This is a genomic window from Flammeovirga pacifica (assembly GCF_000807855.2).
Taxonomy (GTDB): Bacteria; Bacteroidota; Bacteroidia; order Cytophagales; family Flammeovirgaceae; genus Flammeovirga; species Flammeovirga pacifica.
In genome coordinates, this window is sequence record NZ_JRYR02000001.1 from 910,662 (window position 1) to 934,115 (window position 23,454).

Annotated in this window: 24 protein-coding genes; 17 read left to right on the forward strand and 7 right to left on the reverse strand. The window is 32.6% G+C overall.

Annotation, left to right across the window (positions count from 1 at the left end):
• Positions 1 to 72: 72 nt before the first annotated feature.
• Both murQ and NH26_RS03670 read left to right on the forward strand, forming a co-directional pair.
• Positions 73 to 882 (forward strand): N-acetylmuramic acid 6-phosphate etherase, encoded by an 810-nt coding sequence (gene murQ, locus NH26_RS03665; protein WP_044225282.1) that lies wholly within the window; start codon positions 73 to 75, stop codon positions 880 to 882.
• Positions 857 to 2,200 carry a DEAD/DEAH box helicase gene (locus NH26_RS03670; protein ID WP_084812050.1) on the forward strand — a complete coding sequence of 448 codons (1,344 nt, stop codon included), beginning with the start codon at positions 857 to 859 and terminating at the stop codon, positions 2,198 to 2,200. Before murQ ends, NH26_RS03670 begins: the two co-directional genes overlap by 26 nt.
• A gap of 70 nt (positions 2,201 to 2,270) precedes the next feature.
• Here the strand turns inward: NH26_RS03670 and NH26_RS03675 are convergent, their stop codons facing one another.
• Positions 2,271 to 3,011: a geranylgeranylglyceryl/heptaprenylglyceryl phosphate synthase gene (locus NH26_RS03675; RefSeq protein WP_044225281.1), complete on the reverse strand. Its 741-nt coding sequence runs from the start codon at positions 3,009 to 3,011 to the stop codon at positions 2,271 to 2,273.
• Between the two features lie 168 nt (positions 3,012 to 3,179).
• On the opposite strand from NH26_RS03675, the gene pyk reads away from it, so the two are divergent.
• From pyk to NH26_RS03720, 9 genes are all read left to right on the forward strand, one after another.
• Positions 3,180 to 4,610 (forward strand): pyruvate kinase, encoded by a 1,431-nt coding sequence (gene pyk / locus NH26_RS03680; protein WP_044225279.1) that lies wholly within the window; start codon positions 3,180 to 3,182, stop codon positions 4,608 to 4,610.
• 327 nt (positions 4,611 to 4,937) lie between these two features.
• Positions 4,938 to 6,017, forward strand: coding sequence for an LptF/LptG family permease (locus NH26_RS03685; protein ID WP_044225276.1), 1,080 nt, complete (start codon positions 4,938 to 4,940; stop codon positions 6,015 to 6,017).
• 92 nt (positions 6,018 to 6,109) lie between these two features.
• The gene (locus tag NH26_RS03690; RefSeq protein ID WP_044225274.1) at positions 6,110 to 7,021 is read left to right on the forward strand and encodes a DMT family transporter; all 912 of its coding nucleotides are present in this window, start codon (positions 6,110 to 6,112) and stop codon (positions 7,019 to 7,021) included.
• A 101-nt stretch (positions 7,022 to 7,122) separates the two neighbouring features.
• A complete protein-coding gene (locus NH26_RS03695) occupies positions 7,123 to 8,310 on the forward strand; it encodes a lipase family protein (RefSeq protein ID WP_044225272.1) in 1,188 nt (395 codons plus the stop codon).
• Positions 8,311 to 8,406: 96 nt separating this feature from the next.
• On the forward strand, positions 8,407 to 9,279 hold the full coding sequence (locus NH26_RS03700; protein WP_052432099.1) for a universal stress protein: 873 nt from the start codon (positions 8,407 to 8,409) through the stop codon (positions 9,277 to 9,279).
• A gap of 159 nt (positions 9,280 to 9,438) precedes the next feature.
• Complete coding sequence (locus NH26_RS03705; RefSeq protein WP_044225270.1) at positions 9,439 to 10,536, forward strand: Nif3-like dinuclear metal center hexameric protein; 1,098 nt, start codon at positions 9,439 to 9,441, stop codon at positions 10,534 to 10,536.
• Between the two features lie 57 nt (positions 10,537 to 10,593).
• Positions 10,594 to 11,271, forward strand: coding sequence for an L-serine ammonia-lyase, iron-sulfur-dependent subunit beta (gene sdaAB / locus NH26_RS03710; RefSeq protein ID WP_044225268.1), 678 nt, complete (start codon positions 10,594 to 10,596; stop codon positions 11,269 to 11,271).
• 70 nt (positions 11,272 to 11,341) lie between these two features.
• Positions 11,342 to 12,688 carry a TolC family protein gene (locus NH26_RS03715; RefSeq protein WP_044225266.1) on the forward strand — a complete coding sequence of 449 codons (1,347 nt, stop codon included), beginning with the start codon at positions 11,342 to 11,344 and terminating at the stop codon, positions 12,686 to 12,688.
• 10 nt (positions 12,689 to 12,698) lie between these two features.
• Positions 12,699 to 13,121 (forward strand): DUF2147 domain-containing protein, encoded by a 423-nt coding sequence (locus tag NH26_RS03720; protein ID WP_044225265.1) that lies wholly within the window; start codon positions 12,699 to 12,701, stop codon positions 13,119 to 13,121.
• 231 nt (positions 13,122 to 13,352) lie between these two features.
• On the opposite strand, the gene accC is transcribed toward NH26_RS03720, so the two are convergent.
• From accC to NH26_RS03750, 6 genes are all read right to left on the reverse strand, one after another.
• Positions 13,353 to 14,696 carry an acetyl-CoA carboxylase biotin carboxylase subunit gene (gene accC / locus NH26_RS03725; RefSeq protein ID WP_044225263.1) on the reverse strand — a complete coding sequence of 448 codons (1,344 nt, stop codon included), beginning with the start codon at positions 14,694 to 14,696 and terminating at the stop codon, positions 13,353 to 13,355.
• Between the two features lie 62 nt (positions 14,697 to 14,758).
• Positions 14,759 to 15,265: an acetyl-CoA carboxylase biotin carboxyl carrier protein gene (gene accB / locus NH26_RS03730; RefSeq protein ID WP_044225261.1), complete on the reverse strand. Its 507-nt coding sequence runs from the start codon at positions 15,263 to 15,265 to the stop codon at positions 14,759 to 14,761.
• Positions 15,266 to 15,347: 82 nt separating this feature from the next.
• Entirely contained in the window at positions 15,348 to 15,917 is a 570-nt protein-coding gene (efp, locus tag NH26_RS03735; RefSeq protein WP_044225258.1) for an elongation factor P, read from the reverse strand.
• Positions 15,918 to 16,002: 85 nt separating this feature from the next.
• Positions 16,003 to 16,986 carry a beta-ketoacyl-ACP synthase III gene (locus NH26_RS03740; protein ID WP_044225256.1) on the reverse strand — a complete coding sequence of 328 codons (984 nt, stop codon included), beginning with the start codon at positions 16,984 to 16,986 and terminating at the stop codon, positions 16,003 to 16,005.
• Positions 16,987 to 17,140: 154 nt separating this feature from the next.
• Positions 17,141 to 17,347, reverse strand: coding sequence for a 50S ribosomal protein L32 (rpmF, locus tag NH26_RS03745; protein WP_044225254.1), 207 nt, complete (start codon positions 17,345 to 17,347; stop codon positions 17,141 to 17,143).
• 17 nt (positions 17,348 to 17,364) lie between these two features.
• Entirely contained in the window at positions 17,365 to 17,895 is a 531-nt protein-coding gene (locus NH26_RS03750; protein ID WP_044225252.1) for a YceD family protein, read from the reverse strand.
• 146 nt (positions 17,896 to 18,041) lie between these two features.
• Between NH26_RS03750 and NH26_RS03755 the strand changes: the two genes are divergently transcribed.
• The 6 genes from NH26_RS03755 to NH26_RS03780 all read left to right on the forward strand — a co-directional run bounded on the left by NH26_RS03755 (position 18,042) and on the right by NH26_RS03780 (position 23,442).
• Positions 18,042 to 18,746, forward strand: coding sequence for a 16S rRNA (uracil(1498)-N(3))-methyltransferase (locus NH26_RS03755; RefSeq protein WP_044225250.1), 705 nt, complete (start codon positions 18,042 to 18,044; stop codon positions 18,744 to 18,746).
• A 61-nt stretch (positions 18,747 to 18,807) separates the two neighbouring features.
• Positions 18,808 to 19,476 (forward strand): DUF4159 domain-containing protein, encoded by a 669-nt coding sequence (locus NH26_RS03760; RefSeq protein WP_044225249.1) that lies wholly within the window; start codon positions 18,808 to 18,810, stop codon positions 19,474 to 19,476.
• Between the two features lie 68 nt (positions 19,477 to 19,544).
• Positions 19,545 to 20,570 carry an acyl-CoA reductase gene (locus NH26_RS03765; RefSeq protein WP_044225246.1) on the forward strand — a complete coding sequence of 342 codons (1,026 nt, stop codon included), beginning with the start codon at positions 19,545 to 19,547 and terminating at the stop codon, positions 20,568 to 20,570.
• A gap of 1 nt (position 20,571) precedes the next feature.
• Entirely contained in the window at positions 20,572 to 21,675 is a 1,104-nt protein-coding gene (locus tag NH26_RS03770; protein WP_044225244.1) for a glycosyltransferase family protein, read from the forward strand.
• A gap of 33 nt (positions 21,676 to 21,708) precedes the next feature.
• A complete protein-coding gene (locus tag NH26_RS03775; protein WP_044225242.1) occupies positions 21,709 to 22,365 on the forward strand; it encodes a metal-dependent transcriptional regulator in 657 nt (218 codons plus the stop codon).
• Positions 22,366 to 22,377: 12 nt separating this feature from the next.
• Positions 22,378 to 23,442: a M42 family metallopeptidase gene (locus tag NH26_RS03780; protein ID WP_044225240.1), complete on the forward strand. Its 1,065-nt coding sequence runs from the start codon at positions 22,378 to 22,380 to the stop codon at positions 23,440 to 23,442.
• Positions 23,443 to 23,454: the final 12 nt, after the last annotated feature.

A 23,454-nucleotide genomic window follows, 5' to 3' on the forward strand; every position in this document is an offset into this window, starting at 1 on the left:
TATAAGTACATTGATAATACTATTTTTTATTCTTTATCAAATAGTATCAAAAGAATTAGATTTTAGAAAATAATGATCACAGAATCATCATCAAATTATAATGATCTAGAGAAAATGGAAGTAACAGATTTGTTACTTTCAATGAATAAAGAAGATCAATCCGTACCTCAAGCAATTAATAAATCGATCCCTCAGATTGAGCAATTGGTGAATGCCATTGTTGCTAAAATGAAACTGGGCGGTCGATTATTTTATATAGGTGCTGGAACAAGTGGACGTCTAGGTATTGTAGATGCATCAGAATGTCCTCCTACTTTTGGTGTTCCTTTTGATGTAGTCATTGGACTTATCGCTGGCGGTGATACTGCAATTAGAAAAGCTGTAGAGCATGCAGAAGATGATGCTCATCAGGCTTGGAAAGATTTACAAGAATATAATATAAATAGCAACGATTGCTTAATTGGTATCGCTGCTTCAGGAAGAACGCCTTATGTTATTGGGGGAATGGAAAAAGCAAACGAAAATGGTATTCTCACTGGATGTATCGTTTGTAATCCAAATTCTAAAATGGCAGACGTTGCTCAATTCCCTGTTGAAATAATAGTTGGCCCTGAATTCGTGACTGGAAGTACCAGAATGAAAGCAGGTACGGCTCAAAAGCTTTGTCTTAATATGATATCAACTTCAGTGATGATACAATTAGGGAAAGTAAAAGGAAATAAAATGGTTGATATGCAATTGACCAATTTTAAATTAGAAAAAAGAGCTCAAAAAATGGTAATGGAAGAAATTAATGTTGATGAAACTACCGCACAAACTCTTTTAAAAGAAAATGGCTCTGTAAGAAAGGCCGTTGATGCTTACAAACAAAAAAATAATTAAAATCAATAACGTGACTTTCGATAATTTTGATCTAAACGATGATCTTTTGGATGGGATTTATTCAATGAATTTCAATGAACCTACTCCTATTCAAGAACAAGCTATACCTGCTATACTTGACAACAAAGATTTAATTGCTTGTGCACAAACAGGTACAGGTAAAACAGCAGCTTTTCTATTACCTATAATGCATCAAATCCATACCTCAGATTATGATGGTACAGATACGCATACAGTAATTATTGTTCCCACAAGAGAACTAGCACTTCAAATTGATTATCAAATACAAGGGTTAAGTTACTTTACTCCTGTTACATCAATAGCAGTTTATGGTGGAGATTCTTCCTCATTTTCCAATCAGAGAAATGCATTAAAACAAGGAGTTGATATCATTGTAGCTACTCCAGGAAAGCTTCTTTCTCATTTAAATATTGGAGCAAATGTAAGTAAGGTTAAAAACCTCATCTTAGATGAAGCAGATAGAATGTTAGACATGGGCTTTCATGAAGATATTTTACAAATTGCTTCGCATTTACCTAAACAGAGACAGAATATCTTTTTCTCTGCGACAATGCCTCCAAAAATTAGAACTTTAGCCAAAGAATTATTAAAAAATCCTTTGGAAATAAATATTGCTATATCAAAGACTTCGAAAAATGTTACTCAAAAAGCCTTTTTACTTTATGATCAGCAAAAAGGCTCAATGGTAGATTATTTAATGACACTAAAAGAATATGAAAGTGTTATTATTTTTACTAGTACGAAACAGAAAGTAAATGAAGTAACTCAACTCCTTAAAAAGCGAAAATTAAACGCTGAAGGGATTAGTTCTGATTTAGATCAAAAGGAACGTGAAGATGTACTTTTAAGATTTAAGGGACAACAAACCAAAATATTAGTAGGTACAGATATTATTTCAAGGGGTATTGATATTGATACCGTAGAATTAGTAATCAATTTTGATGTTCCAAAAGATCCTGAAGATTACGTACACAGAATTGGTAGAACTGCTCGAGCATCTAGAGAAGGTGAAGCGATTACATTCATCAATGAGAATTATAAAGAGCAAAACTCATTTTCGCGTATTGAGCAATTGATTGGAATGGATATTGAAAAACCACAAAATCCTAACTTTATTGGGAATGGTCCAGAATATCGTCCAGTGACTAAGAAAAGTGGTCAAAAAAGAAGTTTTAATAAGAACAAGAATTATAAAGGAGGAGGCAATAAGAATTTCTCAAAAAATAAATCAAATAATTCTGGTTATAAAAAAAGGTACAATCCAGGTGGTGGGCCAAATAATAACAATCAGTCTTAGATAAAATAAAAAAGAGGTTATCTCATCCATATTGAGATAACCTCTTTTTTTATATACTAACTTGTTATTATTAATTAGTGCTTTTCAATTCATATAATTCGGCCAATAGGTCTTCATTTTTTTCAAATGCAGAACCTATCACAACAATATCGGCTCCTGCATCAAATTTCTCAAGAACTTCTTCTTTGGTTCGTATTCCACCTCCTACAAATAATAATGAATTTGTTTTGCTACTCACACCTTTTACCATACTATTAGAAACTGTTCTACTCGCACCACTCCCACCTTCTAAATAAAATGCTCTCATGCCTAGTAATTCTCCAGCCATTACAGTGCTAATTGCGATGTCATCTTTACTGTAAGGGATAGGTTGAGTGTTACTCATGTATTGTACTGAAGTGGGAACCCCAGTATCGATCAATACATAACCTAAAGGAATTGCCTCTAAATTAGATTCTTTAACATGATGTGCGGCGTGTACTTGTTGTCCAATTAAGAATTCTGGGTTCCTTCCTGATATCAATGACATAAATAAAATTGCATCGGCCTCTTTAGTGACTTGCATTGAGTTTCCAGGGAATAATACAACAGGCTTTCCAAGTGATTTAATATCTTTAACAGTTTGTTCTAGATGATTAGTTGATAATAAGCTGCCTCCGACTAAAAAAATATCAGGTAGATGATTTTTATTCCCATTTTTTAAGAAAAAAAATACTTCATTTGACCACTTATCGGGATCAATGAGTATTGCTATTGTCTTTTTTAGCATACTTTTTCGCTTCAAAAGCCAATTTTCTATCGATAATTGCATTTGTTAATATAAGATGATTTAATATTTCTTGTTCTATAATGTGGAATCTAATAAATTCGCATGTGTTTCAAAAATAGAGTGAGAAATTAAATCAGTTTTAAATAAAACAGAGTTATTAATTTTTAATCACTCGATCATTTCAAATTTATATATTCGTTAATTAAGATTATGAGTATCGCAATCAACAAGACTAAGATCGTCGCGACAATCGGACCAGCAACAAGAGATAAACAAAAAATTCTTGAGTTAATCCATGCTGGAGCAGACGTTTTCCGTTTAAACTTTTCTCACGACGTTCACGAAGCTCACCAGCAGGTAATTGACTGGGTAGGTGAATATAATTCAAAATTCGGTCATAACACAGCGATTCTTCAAGATTTACAAGGACCAAAAATCCGTATTGGTGAAGTAGAAGGCGGTGCAGTTGAGATTGTAGAAGGTGAGCAAATCATCATCACTAATACTCCTGTTGTTGGTACTAAAGATAAAGTATCTACAACTTACACTAACATTGTAAAAGACGTTAAAGCTGGTGACAACATCATGATTGATGATGGTAACTTGTGTGTACGTGTTATTGAAGTAAAAGGTAGTGAAATTATTGCTGAAGTTGTACATGGTGGTAAATTAAAATCACGTAAAGGTATGAACTTACCTGATACAAACATTTCAGAAGGTTCACTTACAGCTAAAGATAAAAGAGATTTAGATTTTGGTCTTGAAGCAGGTGTAAACTGGGTAGCTCTTTCTTTCGTAAGAACTCCTCAAGATATCATGACTGTAAAAGATATCATCAAATCTAAAGGTTCTGATGCTAAGATCGTTGCTAAAATCGAACGTCCTGAAGCAATCACTAACTTTGATGAAATCCTTAAAGTTACTGATGCTGTAATGGTAGCTCGTGGTGACCTTGGTGTTGAAATTAAATTCGAGGATGTACCAATGATCCAAAAAGAAATCATCCGTAAGTGTAACAAAGCTGGTAAGCCAGTTATCGTTGCTACTCAAATGATGGAGTCTATGATCACTAACCCTCGTCCTACTCGTGCAGAAGTAAATGACGTTGCTAACGCTGTAACTGATGGTGCTGACGCGGTAATGCTTTCAGCTGAATCAGCTGCTGGTGATTACCCTGTAGAAACTGTTCAAGCAATGGTACGTATTTTATCTGCTGTAGAGCGTCAAACTACTGACATCTACAACAAAACTTATGACTTCGATCCATCAAAAGATAGCTATGCGGGTAACCTATTAGCTCAATCTGCTGCTGCAATCTCAAAAGATTTAGATGCAAGTTGTATCATCGGACTTACTCAATCTGGATTTACTGCTTCACGTATCTCTAGACACCGTCCTGATACTAATATCTTCATCTTCTCTTCTGATAAGAAGTTAGCTGCTACATTAAACCTTGTTTGGGGTGTTAAAGCATTCCATTTATTACCAAAAGAATCTTCTACAGAGACTTTCAAAGCCGCTGAAGATATCTTGGTTCAAAAAGGTTTCTTAGCTAAAGGTGATCGCTACGTAAACATCGCAGCTTTACCATTATCTAAATCAGGTAAAACTAACAGCTTAAAAATCGACATCGTTGAATAATTAAGCGTTTAGATATACTAAAGCCCTTCAAGGTAATCTTGAAGGGCTTTTTTTCTCTTAAAATTATCATGATATTCTTATTTTATTAAAATAGGCTGTCTAAATTTTAGGAATAATGATTATCTTCATCCCGCTAAAAAAGGATTATTGTTTTTTACTTAACCCTAGAATAATACAAATATTAAGAAAGGGTGTGAAACAACGTTAAAAGTACTATTATATCCCTATCAAAACCCTTATAACGTTGGAAAATTAGAATAGTAATTCGTTTTTTGTATATCATAAGCATAAAGGCTTTTTTCATATAAAATAGATACAACAGGCAATATGAAACTTCTGGATAAGTATATTCTCAAAAAGTTTTTTAAGACATTTATTTTTGTAGTTCTGTTATTAAATATCATCGTATGTGTGGTAGATTATACCGAAAAACAAGATGATTTCTTAAAACATGGGTTACAGTTTGGTTACATTTTTAAAGAGTATTATATCAATCTCTTTATACATTGGGTGAATACACTTAGTCCCCTTTCTATATTTATCGCTGTTGTATTTATGACAGCAAGATTAGCTTCTCATACGGAGGTAATCTCTATATTATCTAATGGTGTCAGTTACCAAAGGTTCTTAGCTCCTTATGTTGCTGGTGCTGTAGTTGTTGGTTTAGTAATTTTTACCTTAATCGGTTATGCTGTACCAATTGCTTCAAAAACTAGGGTTGCTTTTGAAATTAAATATTTAAAAAGCCCTTATTATTTCAACGAAAGAGATATACACTATAAAGTAAGTGATTCATCTTATTTATATGTAGAAACTTATAATAATAGAATTAAGCGTGGTTACCGCCCTACTCTAGAAACTTTTGATGGAAACAAATTAGTTGATAAAGTAATGGCCAACCGAATTCAGTGGGATTCTACTAAGGAAGAATGGACTTTTGATAGATATGAGAAGTATCATTTCAATAATGATGGCACTCAGAGTTACAATAAAGGAAATAGTTTAACCATGAAATTAAACTTAGATCCTAAATACTTTGAGAGTAAATATGCTTTACACGAAACATTAACCAATACGGAATTATCTGAATTTATTGATGCAGAGAAAGACAGAGGTGTTGGTAATTTGGGAGTTTATGAAAATGCACTCCAAGAAAGATATGCTTACCCGTTTGCGATTCTTATCTTAACAATAATGGGTGTATGTGTATCATCTGTTAAATCAAGACATGGATCGGGCTTTAAGATTGCGATGGGATTTGTTTTAGCATTTGTATATTTATTAATGGTATTGATGAGTAGGGCAATTGCTGAAGCTGAAACATTAAGTCCTTTCCTAGCAGCTTGGCTTCCTAATATTCTATTCTTCTTTATTACTATTTACCTTTATTTTAAGGTACCTAAGTAATTAACAAGATAAAGAACAAAAGAAGAGTCTAGCTAGTTAATAGTTAGACTCTTTTTTTTATTTTTGCATCCACATACTTTTAAACTTCCAAGATGTTCAACGACCAATTCAAGTTACACATCATTGTGTTTATCTGGGGATTTACTGCAATCCTCGGTGTCCTCATTGAGCTTGACTCATTTCAGTTAGTGTTTTACAGAACATTAATTGCAGCACTTTCTATGGGTGTATTTATGAAGATAAAAAAATGGGATACCCATCTTCCTAAAAAAGATATATTAAAACTCTTAGGTACTGGTGGATTAGTAGCATTACACTGGATATTATTTTTCACATCCGCAAAAGTATCTAAAGTAAGTGTATGTCTTGCAGGTATTGCTACAACGGCTTTATTTACTTCATTTTTAGAGCCAATATTTAATAGAACGAGTATTAAACCTTATGAGGTAATCTTAGGGTTATTTGTAATTGTAGGATTATATATAATCTTTCAATTTGAGTTTGATCATGCATTAGGTTTATCATTATCTCTAGGAGCAGCCTTTGTAGCCTCTACATTTAGTGTTTTGAACGGGAAATTCGTAAAAAGAATTTCATCACTCAAAATTACTTATTACGAAATGATCGGTGGCGCCATAACCTCGTTTATCTTGCTACCTTTTCTATCCACAGGGGAAACATGGCTTACTATTCCTTCTAATCAAGATATAATTTACTTATTGATCTTATCTTTAGTTTGTACTACAGCTGCCTACGCTGTATGTGTAGAAATACAAAAAAACTTAAGTGCTTTCCAGGTAAATTTGACAGTGAATTTAGAACCCATCTATGGCATTATATTAGCACTCATCTTTTTTGGTGAGAAAGAGCAAATGTCATCAGGTTTTTATTTTGGAGCTGGGATAATTTTACTTTCCGTTTTATCCTACCCAGTTCTTAAAAAGAATTATAATAGAAGATCTTCAAATAGTAAAAAATTACACGAAGAAGCTTTAAAGAGTTAATTTTTTATAGAATCACACTTGATAATTGGGGTTGTTTTACTAATTTAAATAAAACTAAAAGTCTTTGTTAAATAGACTAAAGTTAAAACAACCCCTATTATATGAAATCTCATTACAATCATTACTTTCTAATTAAAACAATTGTACTTTGTTTAATCACTCTTCTTTATTCTTGCTCAGAAAATGATCCGTCTTCAAAACAATTAAATCAAAGTGGACAGTTAGTTAACAGTACAACAAAAAGTAACTATTCTACATCAGAACTTAAATTAATTTCTACTATCGGAGGTTTTGAAAACCTTTCAGATCTTATAGAATTTGACATTGAAAGCTATAGTATAGAATATACTACAAGGGATATTAATGGAAACATTATTAATGCATCTGGTGTAATATCAATTCCTAAAACAGATCAGTCTCTATCTTCCATCTTGCTAAGTAGAGGAACAATATTAGCCCACTCAAATGCTCCAAGTGTAAATATTCTACCCACTTATGAATTAGGTGCTGCATTAGGATATATCATAATGACACCCGACTTAATTGGTTTTAATACTACTTCACTTTCTCCTCAAAATTATTTTATTAAAGAAATTACTGCCACATCAAGTATTGATTTTATGTTGGCATGTATTCAGTTCTTAAATCAAAAACAAGTAGATTTTAATGATGATTTAATATTAGCTGGATATTCTCAAGGAGGACATTCTACTTTTAGTATTGCTGAATCATTTGAACAAAAAAATACTTCCGAGTTTACTATTTCAAAACTTTATGCTGGTGCTGGAGGGTATTTCTTAAATAATGTCATGAGTGAAATTATAGATCAAGATACTTATGATGCCCCCTCTTTCCTATCTCTAATTGTATATTCATATAATGAAAATTATAGTTTAGAACTCCCTTATTCTTATTATTTCAATTCACCTTATGATAATAGAATAACATCTATCTTAGATGGATCGAATACAATATCACAAGCCAACAGTCAATTAACGAATGAAGTAGATCAACTTTTTACGTCTACATTTTTAAACTCAATTAAAAAGAAAGAGAATACTATAAATAATTTCCTTGCTGACAATTCAATCCAACCTATCAAATTCGAGTATCCTATAGAATTATATCATTCAATTAATGATGAAATATTACCTATATCTACCTCAGATAGTTTATATACCGTTTTGAATGAATTGGGTAACACAGTCAATTATACTAAAGTTACTGGTAGTCACTCAGATGCAGCAATTGATATATTGATTCGCATTTTTGATGATTTAAAACAATAATAATTAACGTATAATTAACACTTTACTGACTTGCATCAACAAATATTATTGAATAATCAATTATATTAGTTTTGTAAAACAAAAACACATAGAATCATGGAAATCAAAAATATTTTAGTCCCTACTGATTTTTCGGTAGAAGCAAGTAATGCTTTAGAAATCGCTGTTCAAATAGCAGAAAAAAATAACGCTAGTTTATCATTGTTGCATGTAATTGATGTGCCAACAATTAATCATTATGATAGCCTTAGTGTCTTTGGTGCCGGTGATGTAGGTATGGAAGACCCTGAGATTTATAGTCATTACACAAATAAATTATCCAAAGTAGTAGATGATAAAATCAAAAAGATCATCGATACTTATCCTAACATCAAAATAGAAAAGCATATTGAATTTGATTCTCTACAAAGACACCTAGCTGACTTTGTTAGTAAAGAAGAAACTGATTTAATTGTGATAGGTTCTCAAGGAATTAATGGTTTAGATGAACTATTAGTTGGTTCTAATACAGAAAAAATAATACGTTTATCTAAGGTACCTGTATTAACTGTAAAGAAACAGGATAAAGATTTTGCTCCTAAAAGTATAGTATTTGCTTCTGATTTTCATAAAGTAAATGATGGAGCGATTGCCACATTAAAATTATTTCAACAATTATATGATTCAAAATTACATTTTGTAAAAGTGATCACGCCTAGTAATTTTGAAGCAACACCCTACTCTATTCAACAATTAGAAGAATTTGCAACGAAGTATGGTTTCTCAAATTATGAAGTACATAGTTTTAATGATTTTTCAGAAGAAGAAGGAATAAGAGGATTCGCTCAATTTATTGATGCTGATATGATTACTCTTACTACTCATGGTAGAACCGGTATACAACATTTACTCTTAGGTAGTATCGCAGAAGAAGTAGCTAATCATGCAATACGTCCTGTTTTAACTTTCAATAAAAAATTGAAAGCATAGCCATAAATTCGTATTATATTTGATACTATTAATGCTCATTGAGATTATTTTAATGAGCATTAATTTTGATTAAAATCTAAGTTTTTGATAGTGATATAGTTGATTACACAGATCAAATTAAAGGTATGAAGTTTTAGATCTCCTGTTTAAATTTGTAGAATGAAAGTTAAAGAAATAGTAAAAAGTTTAGAGGTTTTAGCTCCTCCTGTTTATCAAGAATCATATGATAACTCTGGTTTATTAACTGGAAGTGGTAATGAAGAGGTAAAAGGCATATTAGTAGCATTAGATTGTACTGAAGTGATCATACAAGAAGCCATTGAAAAAGAATGTAATCTTGTAGTTGTGCATCATCCGGTTATTTTTGGTGGCTTAAAGAAACTGAATGGTAAAAATTATGTTGAAAGGACAGTTATAAATGCGATCAAAAATGATATTGCTATTTATGCTATTCATACCAACTTAGACAATATGAATAATGGAGTTAGTGCTAAAATTTGTGAGTTATTAGAACTTGAAAACTTAAAAATACTATCACCTAAAAAAGAAACTTTATATAAATTAACCACCTTTGTTCCTTCATCAGATACTCAGAAAGTATTAGATAGTATTGGTACTGCTGGTGCGGGACAGATTGGTAACTATTCTAACTGCAGTTTTTCATCTGAGGGAAAAGGATCATTTTTACCTAATGACAAAGCTACTCCATCAATTGGAACAGTAAATAAAGTAGAAAGTGTCACTGAAACTAAAATTGAAGTACAATTTCCTGTTCATTTAAAATCAAATATCATCAATGCATTACATGCTGCTCATCCTTATGAAGAGGTTGCTTATCATGTGACTAAACTTGAAAATGTAAATAAAGAAGTTGGATCAGGAATGTATGGTACTTATAGTGAAGGAATTGATGCAAATGTATTTCTTCAAAAATTAAAAGACACCTTTAAAGTTGGTGCTATACGCCATACTAAAATTATTCAGCCTTTGATTAAAAAAGTAGCCGTTTGTGGAGGGGCAGGTAGTTTTTTACTTGGAAATGCTAAGGGCGTTGGCGCTGACATTTATATAACGGGAGATTTTAAATATCATGAATTTTTCGATGCTGAAGATAAAATTATGATTGCTGACATTGGTCATTATGAAAGCGAACAATTTACAATAGACCTACTAATTGATTATTTGAATAATAATTTTGATAGTTTGAGAATACAACCAACAGAAAATAATACAAATCCAGTTCACTATTTTTCTTAAAGCAGTACACTTCTATTATTAAGAATTACAACACATACTAATAACACATAAATACAAATGGCAGAAAAATCAAGCATCTTTGATATGATAGGTCCAATTATGATCGGACCATCTAGTTCACATACAGCTGGCGTAGTAAGAATTGGCCGTGTTGGTCATAAAATGATAGGTGGAACACCAGATCACGCAGAAATAGTTTTTTATAATTCTTTTGCGAGAACATATGAGGGTCACGGTTCTGATAAAGCTATTCTCTCAGGCTTAATGGGAATGTCTACTGAAGATGAAAATATAAAAAAAGCATTTGAAATTGCTGAAGAAAAAGCGTTAGAATATGAGTTCAAACCTGTTGGTAATGCCTCTGCACATCATCCAAATACGATTAAATTAATTTTACAAAAAGGTGATGTAAAGCTTGAAATTGTAGGAGTCTCAAAAGGTGGTGGAATAATTTCTATTCGTCAAGTAAATGGTTATTCTTCTAATTTTAGTGCAAACTCCCCTACGCTAATTGTTACCGCAGAAGATCGTAAAGGATCAATTTCATTTATATCGAATCTCTTGGCTCAAGAAGACGTTAATATTGCAGAAATGACGGTATCAAGAAAAGGAAAACATCAAACTGCGTGTCAGTTTATTGAAATGGATTCTGCACCTAGAAACATTACTTTACAGTATTTAGAAAGTTTAAAATGGGTGCAAGATGTTACATTTTTACCAAATGTAGATGACTAAATAGTTTAGGTTAAAAATCTTTATTAAATTAACCTTTATTACTTTTTAATGCTACCGCATTTATATAACCATGACAAGAAACAAACTCCTCTTTTTTTTAATAACATCGATAACTTCCACTTCATTATTTGCACAAGATAGTAAATGGGATTATCCAAAATGTGTCACATACGCCATTGAAAATAACCTCTCTGTAAAACTACAAACTTTTGATTTGTATGAGAGAAAAGAAGATCTAAAACAAGCTCGTGCTCAGCGTGCTCCCAACGTTTCAGGTTTTTATAATCATAGTTTTAATAGAGGTTTAAACCCCGATCCTAATACCAACGTATTAATAAATCAAATTTCAAATAATGGTCAATTTGGAGCACAAGTCGGTGTGCCACTATTTGATGGTTTCAGAATTAACAACACTATTAAACAATCTAAGGTTAATATCTCCAGTTCTCAATACAGTAAGAAAAAGATGGAGAATGATATTACGCTTCAAGTAACAGAAAATTATTTAGATGTAATATTTAAATATGAGAACGTTGGTATTTCTGAAAAAAGAGCCACCAATTTAAAAAATCAAGTAGATAGAACTAAAAGGTTAGTGGATGCAGGTTCTTCTCCATTATCTGAACTTTTAGATTTATTATCTCAGAATGCAGATGCAGAACGTCAACTTACTGAAGCTGAAAATGCTTATAATATAGCTATGTTGACTTTGAAGCAATCTATGCAATTGGATTTCAATACGCCTTTTGAAATAGATATTCCAGAATTTAGTGAGCCAGATACATTACTTCAGTTTATCCCATCAAATGAAGTTTTTGATGAGGCTAGAAACATTATGCCTGAAATAAAAGCAGCAGAACTAAACATCAATGCTTCAGAATATCAGAAGAAAATTGCTAAAGGAGACTACTACCCTACAATAAATTTAAATGGTAATATAAGTACGGGTTACTCTTCTAATTATATCAATCGAAATGATCCTACTGATAATTCATTGATGAGACAATTTGAAGATTATTTTAGTCAAGTTGCTTCTGTACAAATGAATATTCCAATCTATAGTAGAAGGACCACTAAGACCACGGTAAATAAGGCAAAGTTGGCAATTAAGAAAAATGAAGTTCAATTAGAACAGGAATTAAATACACTAAGGATTAATATTGAGCAAGCATACATTAATGCATTATCTGCTCAAAAAACTTATATTTCAAATAAAAAATCAGTTGAATCGTTAGAAGAACAGTTTAGATCTGTAAATAAAAGATTTGATTCTGGTGCTGCGAATACTACAGACTACGTTGTTGCAGAAAATAATTTAAATATTGCAAGAGCGGAATTAAATAGGTCAAAATATCAATTTATTTTCTCTGTGAAAATACTTGATTTTTATTCTGGGAAAGAAATTATAATTGAATAGAGTGAATATTATGAAAACTATCTTTTTATTTTTAATGGGGTTGATTCTATCAACATCTATTTATGCTCAAGAATCTTCTGTATTTGGTGTATGGAAAACGATTGATGATGAAACTGGCGAGGCCAAAGCTTATGTAGAAATATATAAAGACCAAAATGATACCATGTCAGGTAAAATCATTAAACTACTTCAAGATGATGAAGATACAATTTGTGAAAAGTGTCCTGGAGATAAAAAGAATCAAAAGGTTATTGGTATGCAAATTATATGGGATATGATTAAGAATGGTGATCAATGGATAGATGGTGAGGTTTTAAAACCGGAAAATGGTAAAACCTATTCATGTAAAGTTTGGGTAGAAGGAGATAAATTACAAGTTAGAGGCTATATCGGTTTTGTTTATAGAACGCAAACTTGGTTAAGAGTTGAGTAAATCCACCTCTAAAATATATAATATAGAAAGGTTGTCTGATTTAAGTATTGGACAACCTTTTTATTCAAATATGGTTATGTTTTGATCATAAACTACAGTCGCTAAACTATCCATATATTTTATTGATGAAATGATTTTGAAGATAGATCTACTCCTATTTCTCATCATAAATAAAAAAAAAGCCTGTTTCATACTAAAATGAAACAGGCTTTTATATATTTATTGAAAAACTTACAGTGTTTCGTAAGTGTGTTCTTCCATAAATTTAGTGGTGAAGTTTCCTGATTGGAAAACATCATTATCCATTAAACGCAAGTGGAAAGGAATAGTAGTTTTGATTCCTTCGATAACGAATTCATTCAAAGCTCTTTTCATTCTTTTGATTGCCTCTGCTCTAGTTTCAGCAGTAACAATCAATTTTGCGATCATAGAATCATAATTTGGAGGAATAGCGTAACCTGTATATACGTGAGTATCTACACGAACACCTGGACCGCCAGGAATATGTAAAGTAGTGATCTTACCAGGACTTGGTCTGAAATCAAATTCAGGATCCTCGGCATTGATACGACATTCGATTGAATGTGCTTGAGGTGCATAATTCTTTCCAGAAATCTTATCACCCGCAGCTACTTTAATTTGTTCTTTGATCAAGTCAAAACCAGTTACTTGTTCAGTTACTGGGTGCTCTACTTGAATACGAGTGTTCATTTCCATGAAATAGAAATCACCGTGCTTGTCCACTAGAAATTCTACTGTACCTGCACCTTCGTATTTAATTTTTTCAGCACCAGCAATGGCAGCTGTACCCATTCTCTCTCTTAACTCTTTAGATAAGGCAGGAGATGGAGCTTCCTCAGTTAACTTTTGGTGACGACGTTGGATTGAACAATCTCTTTCAGATAAGTGACAAGCATTTCCATAGCTATCACCTATAATCTGAATTTCAACGTGACGAGGTTCTTCAACGAATTTTTCAAGATACATACCGTCATTACCAAATGCTGCAGCAGACTCTTGGCGAGCTGAATCCCAAGCTTTTTGGAATTCGTCTGGTGAATTAACAATACGCATACCTCTACCTCCACCACCTGCAGTAGCTTTCAAGATAACAGGATACTTGATTTTTTCAGCGATTTTTAGACCTTGCTCAACAGAGTCTAACAAACCTTCAGAACCTGGGATTGTAGGAACGCCAGCTTCTTTCATAGTAGCTTTAGCAGTTGCCTTATCACCCATTGAATCAATCATATCTGAAGAAGCACCAATAAATTTGATGTTATTTTCTTCACAGATACGAGAAAAATTAGCATTCTCAGACAAGAAACCATAACCAGGATGTATAGCATCACAATTAGTAATTTCTGCTGCCGCAAGAATGTTAGGAATATTTAGATAAGAATCAGTACTTGCTGCTGGACCGATACAAACTGCCTCGTCAGCAAATTTCACGTGCAAGCTTTCCTTATCAGCTGTAGAGTACACTGCTACTGTCTTGATACCCATCTCTGAACAAGTACGGATAACACGCAAAGCAATTTCGCCTCTATTTGCGATTAGTATTTTTTTGAACACGATGCTCTTATTTTTAGTAAGAAGTGATTTAATTATATGCTTTTATCATTCTAGTAGAATGATTAAGCTGGATCTACTAAATATAAAGGCTGATCGTACTCAACTGGAGACATGTTGTCTACTAATACTTTAACGATTGTACCTGATACTTCAGATTCAATTTCGTTAAATAATTTCATCGCTTCGATGATACAAACTACATCACCTTTCTTTACTGTTTCTCCAACATTTACAAATGTATCAGAATCAGGGTTTGGTGCAGTATAGAATGTACCAATCATCGGTGATTTAATTTCGATGTAATTGGAAGTATCTGCTGCAGGAGCTTCAGGAGCTGAAGGTGCTTCAACTGCAGGCGCTGCTGGTTGAGATGCAGGTAGTTCAGCTGTTGCAGGAGCAGCAAGTGGTGCTACTGGTGCTGAAGCTAAAACTGGTGCAGCTACTGGAGCAGCAACTGCTTCAGGATTACGTTTAACGTGAAGTTTGATTTCTGCAGTTTCTACATTTACTTCTTGCAAACCTGAGTTTGCAATAAAGCTAATCAGATCTTTTACCTCTGGTGCTTTCATAATGTGATAGTGTGTGAACTCTAAACCTTATTCCGGAGAACTCAATTTAAAGTTATATTTTGTATAAGATTAAATACTAAAATTATTTTTTAACACGCTCTACGTAAGAACGTTCTTGTGTGTTCACTTTGATAACATCTCCAGTATCAACAAACAACGGAACCATAATTTGTGCATTAGTTTCAACTTTTGCAGGTTTTAGTGTATTCGTTGCAGTATCACCCTTGATGCCTGGCTCTGTGTAAATCACCTCCATTTCAACAAATTGAGTTAATTCACAGCCAATTACCTCATCATCCGCTTCAACGTGGAATAATATATCAGCATTCATTCCGTCTTTTAATAAGTCGTTATTCGGAACTTGATCACTAGGTAATGTTACTTCTTCCCAAGTACTAGTATCCATAAAATGGAAACCCATGTCATCTTGGTAAGAGTATTGGTGCTCTCTTCTTTCGATACGAGCTGTAGTCACTTTATGTCCTGATGAGAAAGTATTATCAATTACTTTCCCTGTACGAACAGATTTTAATTTTGTACGTACAAAAGCAGGTCCTTTACCAGGTTTTACATGTTGAAATTCAATAATTTGAAATACATCGTTATTGTATTCAATACATAAACCGTTTTTAAAATCAGCTGTAGTTGCCATTTATATTAACTCTATTGACTTTTAACAAAAATGCTATGGTCTAATTATCAATTTTTAGACCAAATGCAAAAATACAAATATTTAGTTAGTATGCCCACTTGATATAAGCCGCACCCCATGTAAATCCACCACCAAAGGCAGCAAATACAAGATTATCACCTTTATTTAACTTATTTTCATAATCCATTAAGCATAAAGGAATAGTAGCGGCAGTGGTATTACCATATCTATGAATATTCATCATTACTTTTTCATCACCCACTCCCATTCTTCTAGCAGTAGCATCAATGATACGTTTATTTGCTTGATGAGGAACTAAATAGGCAATATCATTAGAAGTAAGATTGTTTCTTTCCATGATTTCTGCAGAAACATCTGCCATAGAAACTACCGCATGTTTAAATACGTGCATTCCTTCTTGGAAGATATAGTGCATTTTATCATCAACTGTTTGATGTGAAGGAGGATATAATGATCCACCACCTTTCATATGTAAGTGTGGAGCACCTGAACCATCAGACTTTAATACAAAGTCCATTACACCTTCTTCTTCTTCTGTTGGTTCTAATAGAACAGCTCCAGCACCATCACCAAATAAAACACAAGTGGTTCTATCTGTATAATCTACGATACTAGACATTTTATCTGCTCCAACTATAATTACTTTTTTATATTTTCCGGTCTCAATAAATTGAGCACCTGTACCTAATGCATAAACAAACCCAGAACATGCAGCATTAACATCATAACCAAATGAATTCTTAGCTCCCACATCGTGAGCGATAAGATTGGCATTTGCTGGGAAGTGCATATCTGCTGTAACAGTGGCACAAATAATTAAATCAATATCTTCTGCTTTAGTATTCGTTTTTTCAAGAAGATTTTCTACTGCACGAGCACCAAGGTAAGAGCTACCCTTTTCTCCTTTTAATATACGCCTTTCAGAAATACCTGTTCTTTCTAATATCCATTCATTATTGGTATCAACCATCGTCTCCAATTCTGCATTGGTAAGTACATAATCTGGAACGTATCCTCCAACTCCTTTAATTGCTGCTTTTATTGCCATAATCTAATAGGTATTTCTATAATAATTTTTGAATAGAATGTTCTTTCTACCCGATTCCAACATGCAAAGATAAACATCTCTAGCAATTTCTATATAAAACATAAAAAAAAGCCAATCCCTTTTTAGGAATTGGCTTGATTCTGAACAGTTTAAACTATTCAGCTGCTTCTTCTACATCTGATGAATTATCGATCACCACTTGGCCACGATAATACATTTTACCTTCCGACCAGAAAGCACGGTGTCTTACATGTGCTTCACCAGTAGTTTGGCAAAAAGAGATTGTAGGTTTATCCATTTTAAGGTGCGTACGACGCTTACCTCTACTCGCTTTCGAGATTCTCGATTTAGGATGTGCCATTGTTAAATTTTATTATATCATTTGAGTTTTTTCAAAATATCCCAACGAGGGTCAGTCGATTTCTCTTCTGTAACCTCATTGTCATCTTCTTCCAACATTTCTCCTTCACTTTCTGTTGTATAAAACAGATCTTCTTCTTCAACTTCATCTGGATGAAGTCTCTTAGTTGGTAAAGATAATGCTATCTGATCATATATGATCTGTGAAAAGTCTAGAGATGCTTCATTAAATGGTATTTTAATTAAATCATCTTCTAACATTTCGTAGTGATCTGAATATTTAAAGAATATACTTTGAGAAGAACTCATTGTTTCCTCATATTCTCTAAGTGATCTATCACTGAATAACATTATTTTTGCTGCAAGCTCCACTTCTACTTCAATAGCTGTTTCACTTTTAGCAAGGTGCAATATCGCGCTTCCTGATATATTTTCCATCAATTCAGATTCAAATAAATCTAAAAGCTCGCGAGATAACTCCAATTCAAACTGGTGCTTACCATTCTTCAGCCCAGCAATTCCTATACTATATGGTTTTTTCTTCTTCACCTTAATCTGATTTGGCTTGCAAAAATACAAAATCGACATTACAAACAAAAGAAATATTCATCTTTTACCGAAATTAATGGAAAATAAATCATTATTAGGCTTATTTTTGCTCTAATAGTAGATTTAATCCATCAGATAAAATAAAAATGAGACTCTTTTACCATAGTGAAATACGTGAAAGTGATGTAGAGGTTGTGTTAAACAGCGAAGATTCTAAACATATTGTCCGTGTGCTTAGAATGAAAAATAGCGATCAGCTGTATTTAATGGATGGAAAAGGTTTTAGATACATGGCTTCTATTATTGATGCGAATCCAAAAAAATGCAAAGTTCGTATTGATAATCAGGAAGAAATGCCTAAAGCAGGGAAAGGATTACACATTGGTATTGCCCCTACTAAAAATATGGACCGAACAGAGTTTTTTATAGAAAAAGCTATTGAAATTGGTGTAGAAAGTATCAGTTTTTTCTTTTCAGAAAATTCTGAAAGGAAAAATATCAAATTGGAAAGAATAGAACGTATTGCAATTTCTGCAATGAAACAATCTAGAAAATTTCACTTACCGTCACTTCATCTTTTAAAGAATTTCAATGATGTTCTTAGTACAACTATGGACCAAAAGTTTATTGCTTACGTTCCCACACAAACTACAGAATACTTGTTCTCTAAAATTAAAAAGGAAGGTGATATTATGGTATTAGTGGGACCTGAAGGAGGGTTTTCTGAAAAAGAAGCAAATAGAGCTAAAGAGGCAGGTTTCGACTGGGTAAGTTTAGGGAAAGAAAGATTAAGAACAGAAACAGCTGGAATAGTTGCAGTTCAATTGATGAATATGAAAACATTTATTTAAAATCAATTGGTCTTCTTAATGATTTACCTTAATTTCAATTGTTATCATCAAATTAATATCAATGAGAAAATTACTGACTCTTTTATTCTTCATTTGTACATTGCCTAGTTGGGCACAATTAACCAAAAATACCTACTCGCTAAAAATTGCGAAAGTAAAATATAGCGGTGGTGGTGATTGGTACGCAAACAAAACAGCTCTACCAAATTTAGCTGACTTTTGTAATGATAATATTGGGAGTAATATAGATCCAGATGATGAAATTGTAGAAATCAGTAGTCCAGAATTATTTAATTATTCTTATGTGTACCTTACTGGACACGGGAATGTTGTATTTTCTGATAGTGATGCTGAAAACCTTCGTAACTATTTAATTAGTGGTGGTTTTTTACATATTGATGATAATTTTGGTTTGGATAAATTCATTCGCCTAGAAATGAAAAAGGTTTTTCCTGAATTAGATTTTGTAGAACTCCCCTTTTCACATCCTATCTATCATCAAGTTTTTGAATTCCAAAATGGACTTCCTAAAATACATGAACATGATGGTAAACCTGCACAAGGTTTTGGTATATTATATCAAGGTAGACTAGTTTGTTATTATAGTTACGAATCTGATCTTGGAAATGGTTGGGAGGATCAAAGTATCCATAAAGACCCTGAAGAATTAAGACTTCAGGCACTTCAAATGGGTGCAAACATAATTTCCTTTGCTTTAATGGATTTTTAAGACTGAATATTTGTTTACTTTTTCTAATTAACTTTGTTTTGCACTGTTTTTAGAATTAATAGGAAAAGATGAAGCTGCAAGAAAGAATTGATGCCTTCGTGGCACTTGGTGAAAAATTAAAAACACTAGACGAAGAAACTTCTAACATGCTTTCTAGAAGAGCAAATGATGATAACGGTTGGTTTGATGAATCTACTGTAAATAATGCTCTTAAAGGAATAGAAAAAATGCTAGACCGTGAAGTGTTAACATCATGGGTCGAAAGCTATGATAAGTCGAATGATTCTTCATCAAATAATATTTTAGTCGTAATGGCTGGAAATATTCCTGCTGTTGGATTTCATGATGCTCTTTGTGTATTAATTTCTGGTAATCATTTACAAGGGAAGTTAAGCTCTCAAGATACATTCTTAATGAAAATCTTATTAGATTGGCTTATTGAGATTGAACCTAGATTCAAAGAGAAGATATCGTTACTTGAAGCTCCTGCTCAAGGTATAGATAAAGTAATTGCAACAGGATCAGATAACAGTACTCGTTATTTTGAGAAATATTTCAATAAATTCCCTCATATTATTAGACACAATCGTTCTTCGGTAGCAGTCATTAGAGGAGATGAAACAAAAGAAGTATTAGCTAAATTAGCGGATGATGTATTCTTGTATTATGGTTTAGGATGTCGAAATATTTCAAAAATATACGCACCGAAAGACTATGATTTCACATTACTAATGGCGGCATTAGAAGAGAGAGCAAAGTCTACAATAATCAATCATAAATTTGCTAATAATTACGATTATAATAAATCTATTTATTTAGTAAATAAAGTACCTCACTTAGATAATGGAGGTTTAATTCTTACAGAAAGTAACGAATTGGTCTCTCCTATTTCTGTGTTGTATTATGAAACCTACGAGAATGGATCAGACCTCAAAGATAAATTAGGAGCACATCAAGATAAGATTCAAGTAGTTGTTGCAGATCAACAATGGTTAGCGGGGACAGAAGATTTTGGACAAGCACAATTCCCATCTGTAGATACGTATGCCGATAATGTTGATACTATGAAGTTTTTATCACCAATAATGAGTTAAAATGAAGATAGTTTTAGGATCTGTATTAAAACCTGTAAACGATTCTAGAGTTTACAAAAAAATTGGCAAATCCTTGGCGAAATTACCTTCATCTAAAATATATATTATAGGTACTGCTACTGATCATAATGTAGCTGAAGAAGGAAATATTACCTTCTGCCCTATATTTACTGAAAATCAAAAAGTGATAGATCGTTACAAAGCGAACTATCACTTTTTTTCTTTTTTGAAGGATATAAAAGCTGATATGATAATAGTTCATAGTATTGAATTACTTCCAAGTATCTTGCTGTATAAATTCAAAAATATCAATTGTAAAATCATTTATGATATTCTTGAAAACTATCCACTAAATTTCAGGAAACAAGGTTATCATAAAAAAATAAATTCAATATTTTTATCAATTTCAGCTTATCTGCTTGAAAAGATCTCTTACAGATATTTGGATCACATATTTAGTGCTGAACAAACATACATTAAAGAAAAATCACTCCCATCCTCAAAAACTACAATATTAGAAAATAAATATGCAGGTGAAATATCCTTTAGAAAAAACAATCCTGATATCACCCATTTTGTGATGTGCGGAAGTTTAACTAAAATATTTGGCATCAAGCAATTTATTACTTTTGTTCACCAAATAAATCATTTGCATATTGATCGTTTTCATTTTACTATTATTGGAAAAGCATATGAAGACGAGATCATAAATAATCTTGCTCAATTAAATCAAGAGTTAGAGAATGTCACGGTTATCGGAAATGAGAACTTTGTTCCCCATGATGTAGTTATCAATAAAATGCTTGAAGCTGATTTTGTTTGCCTTCCATACCCACAAAACCCAAGCACTGAAAATTGTATTCCAACTAAAATGTATGAATGTTTGGCCTTAAAAATCCCTATGATCATTCATCAAAATAAACTTTGGACAAAAATTACATCACCTGTAAACGCTGGGATTTATTGTGATTTTAATAAAGTTGATGTTGTAAACCTGATAAACCAAGTCAACTCCTATACGGGTTATAGAAATAGTTCGAAACAAATTGACCCATTATGGCAATCTGAAGAGGAAAAATTGTTAAAAGTGATACAAACCTTATAAATTGCACCTCACAAATAACCTCAGTTAAAGATCATGTTAAGTCATTCAGAAGAAAATTATTTAAAAACGATTTACCATCTTTCCACCAAAGAATCCCCTGTTAGTACAAATGCAATTGCAGATGCTTTAAACACAAAACCAGCATCAGTTACTGATATGATTAAAAAGTTAAATACAAAAGGCTTTATCAATTATCAGAAATATAAAGGAACAACACTTACTGCTGAAGGTAACAAAGAGGCTTTATTGATTATTAGAAAACATAGATTATGGGAAGTCTTTTTGTTGGAGAAATTAAATTTTAACTGGGATGAAGTACATGAAGTGGCTGAACAATTGGAGCACATCAAATCTAAATTAATGATTGAAAGATTGGATGAGTTTCTAGGTTTCCCACAACATGACCCACATGGCGACCCAATACCAAATAAAAATGGTGAGTTTGATGTTTTAGAGGCCAAGAAATTAGCCAATATCAATGAAAATAAAAATACCATTGTAGTAGCTGTAAAAGACTCTAATAGTTCTTTATTGCAATACCTTGACAAAATGGGTATCGGGATTGGTTCTAAATTAACGATCACCGAAAAAATTGAATTCGATCAGTCATTAGAAATAAAGATTGATGGTAGAGATAAAAAAATCATCTCTTCAATGGTATCAGAAAATATATTAGTAAAGGAAGATTAAAGAAACATTATCATGAGTATCGAAAAAATCGATTGGAACCTATTAAAATCAATTAGCGAGACTCCAGGTGCTCCAGGTTTCGAAAAGCAAGTTAGAGAATTAATCATTAATGAGTTAAAATCCTATGTAGATGAATATTACACTGATAATATGGGAAATTTGATCACAATCAAAAGATCAAAAAGCGAAAATGCCAAAAAATTCATGTTCGCAGCTCATATGGATGAAATCGGATTTATGGTAAAACATATTGATGATAATGGATACATCAGATTCCAAACTCTTGGAGGATTTGACCCTAAAACTCTAACTTCTATGCGTGTTCTAGTTCATGGTAAAAAAGATTTATTAGGTGTAATGGGTTGTAAACCTATTCATTCTATGACACCTGCTGAACGTCAGAAAGTCATTACAAATGAAGAGTACTTTATAGATTGTGGTCTTTCAAAAGAAGAGGTTTCTAAGTATGTAAAAGTTGGTGATTCAATTACAAGACATCAAAACTTAGAAATGGTCGGTAACCTTATCAATGGTAAATCTTTAGACGATAGAGTTTGTGTATATGCTCTTGTAGAAGTAATGAAATCACTTAATGCAGAAACAATAGACTGTGATGTTTATGGTGTTTTTACTGTACAAGAAGAGGTTGGTTTAAGAGGTGCTCAAGTAGCAGGACATGGCGTATCACCTGATTTTGGAATTGCTCTTGATGTTACTGTTGCTAACGATATTCCTGGTTTATCACCTGAAAATTATGTTACCCAAATGGGAAAAGGTGTAGGTATCAAACACTTCGACGGTGGTACAATTTGTGACCGTAGAATGGTTGAACTCCTAGAAAATGTAGCTAATGAGAATAATATCTCAAATCAAGCCGAAGTCCTTCCTTTTGGAGGCACTGATACAGCCAACATACAAAGGATGCCTGAAAACGGTGCAATCGCAGGTGCCCTTTCTATTCCGATGAGATATTTACATCAAACTGTTGAGATGGCTGAACCTGGAGATGTTTGGGCAATGGTAGAACTTTGCGGGAAGGTTGTGCAGGAAGCAAAAAAACTAATAACTAATAGGTAAAACCGTATTATT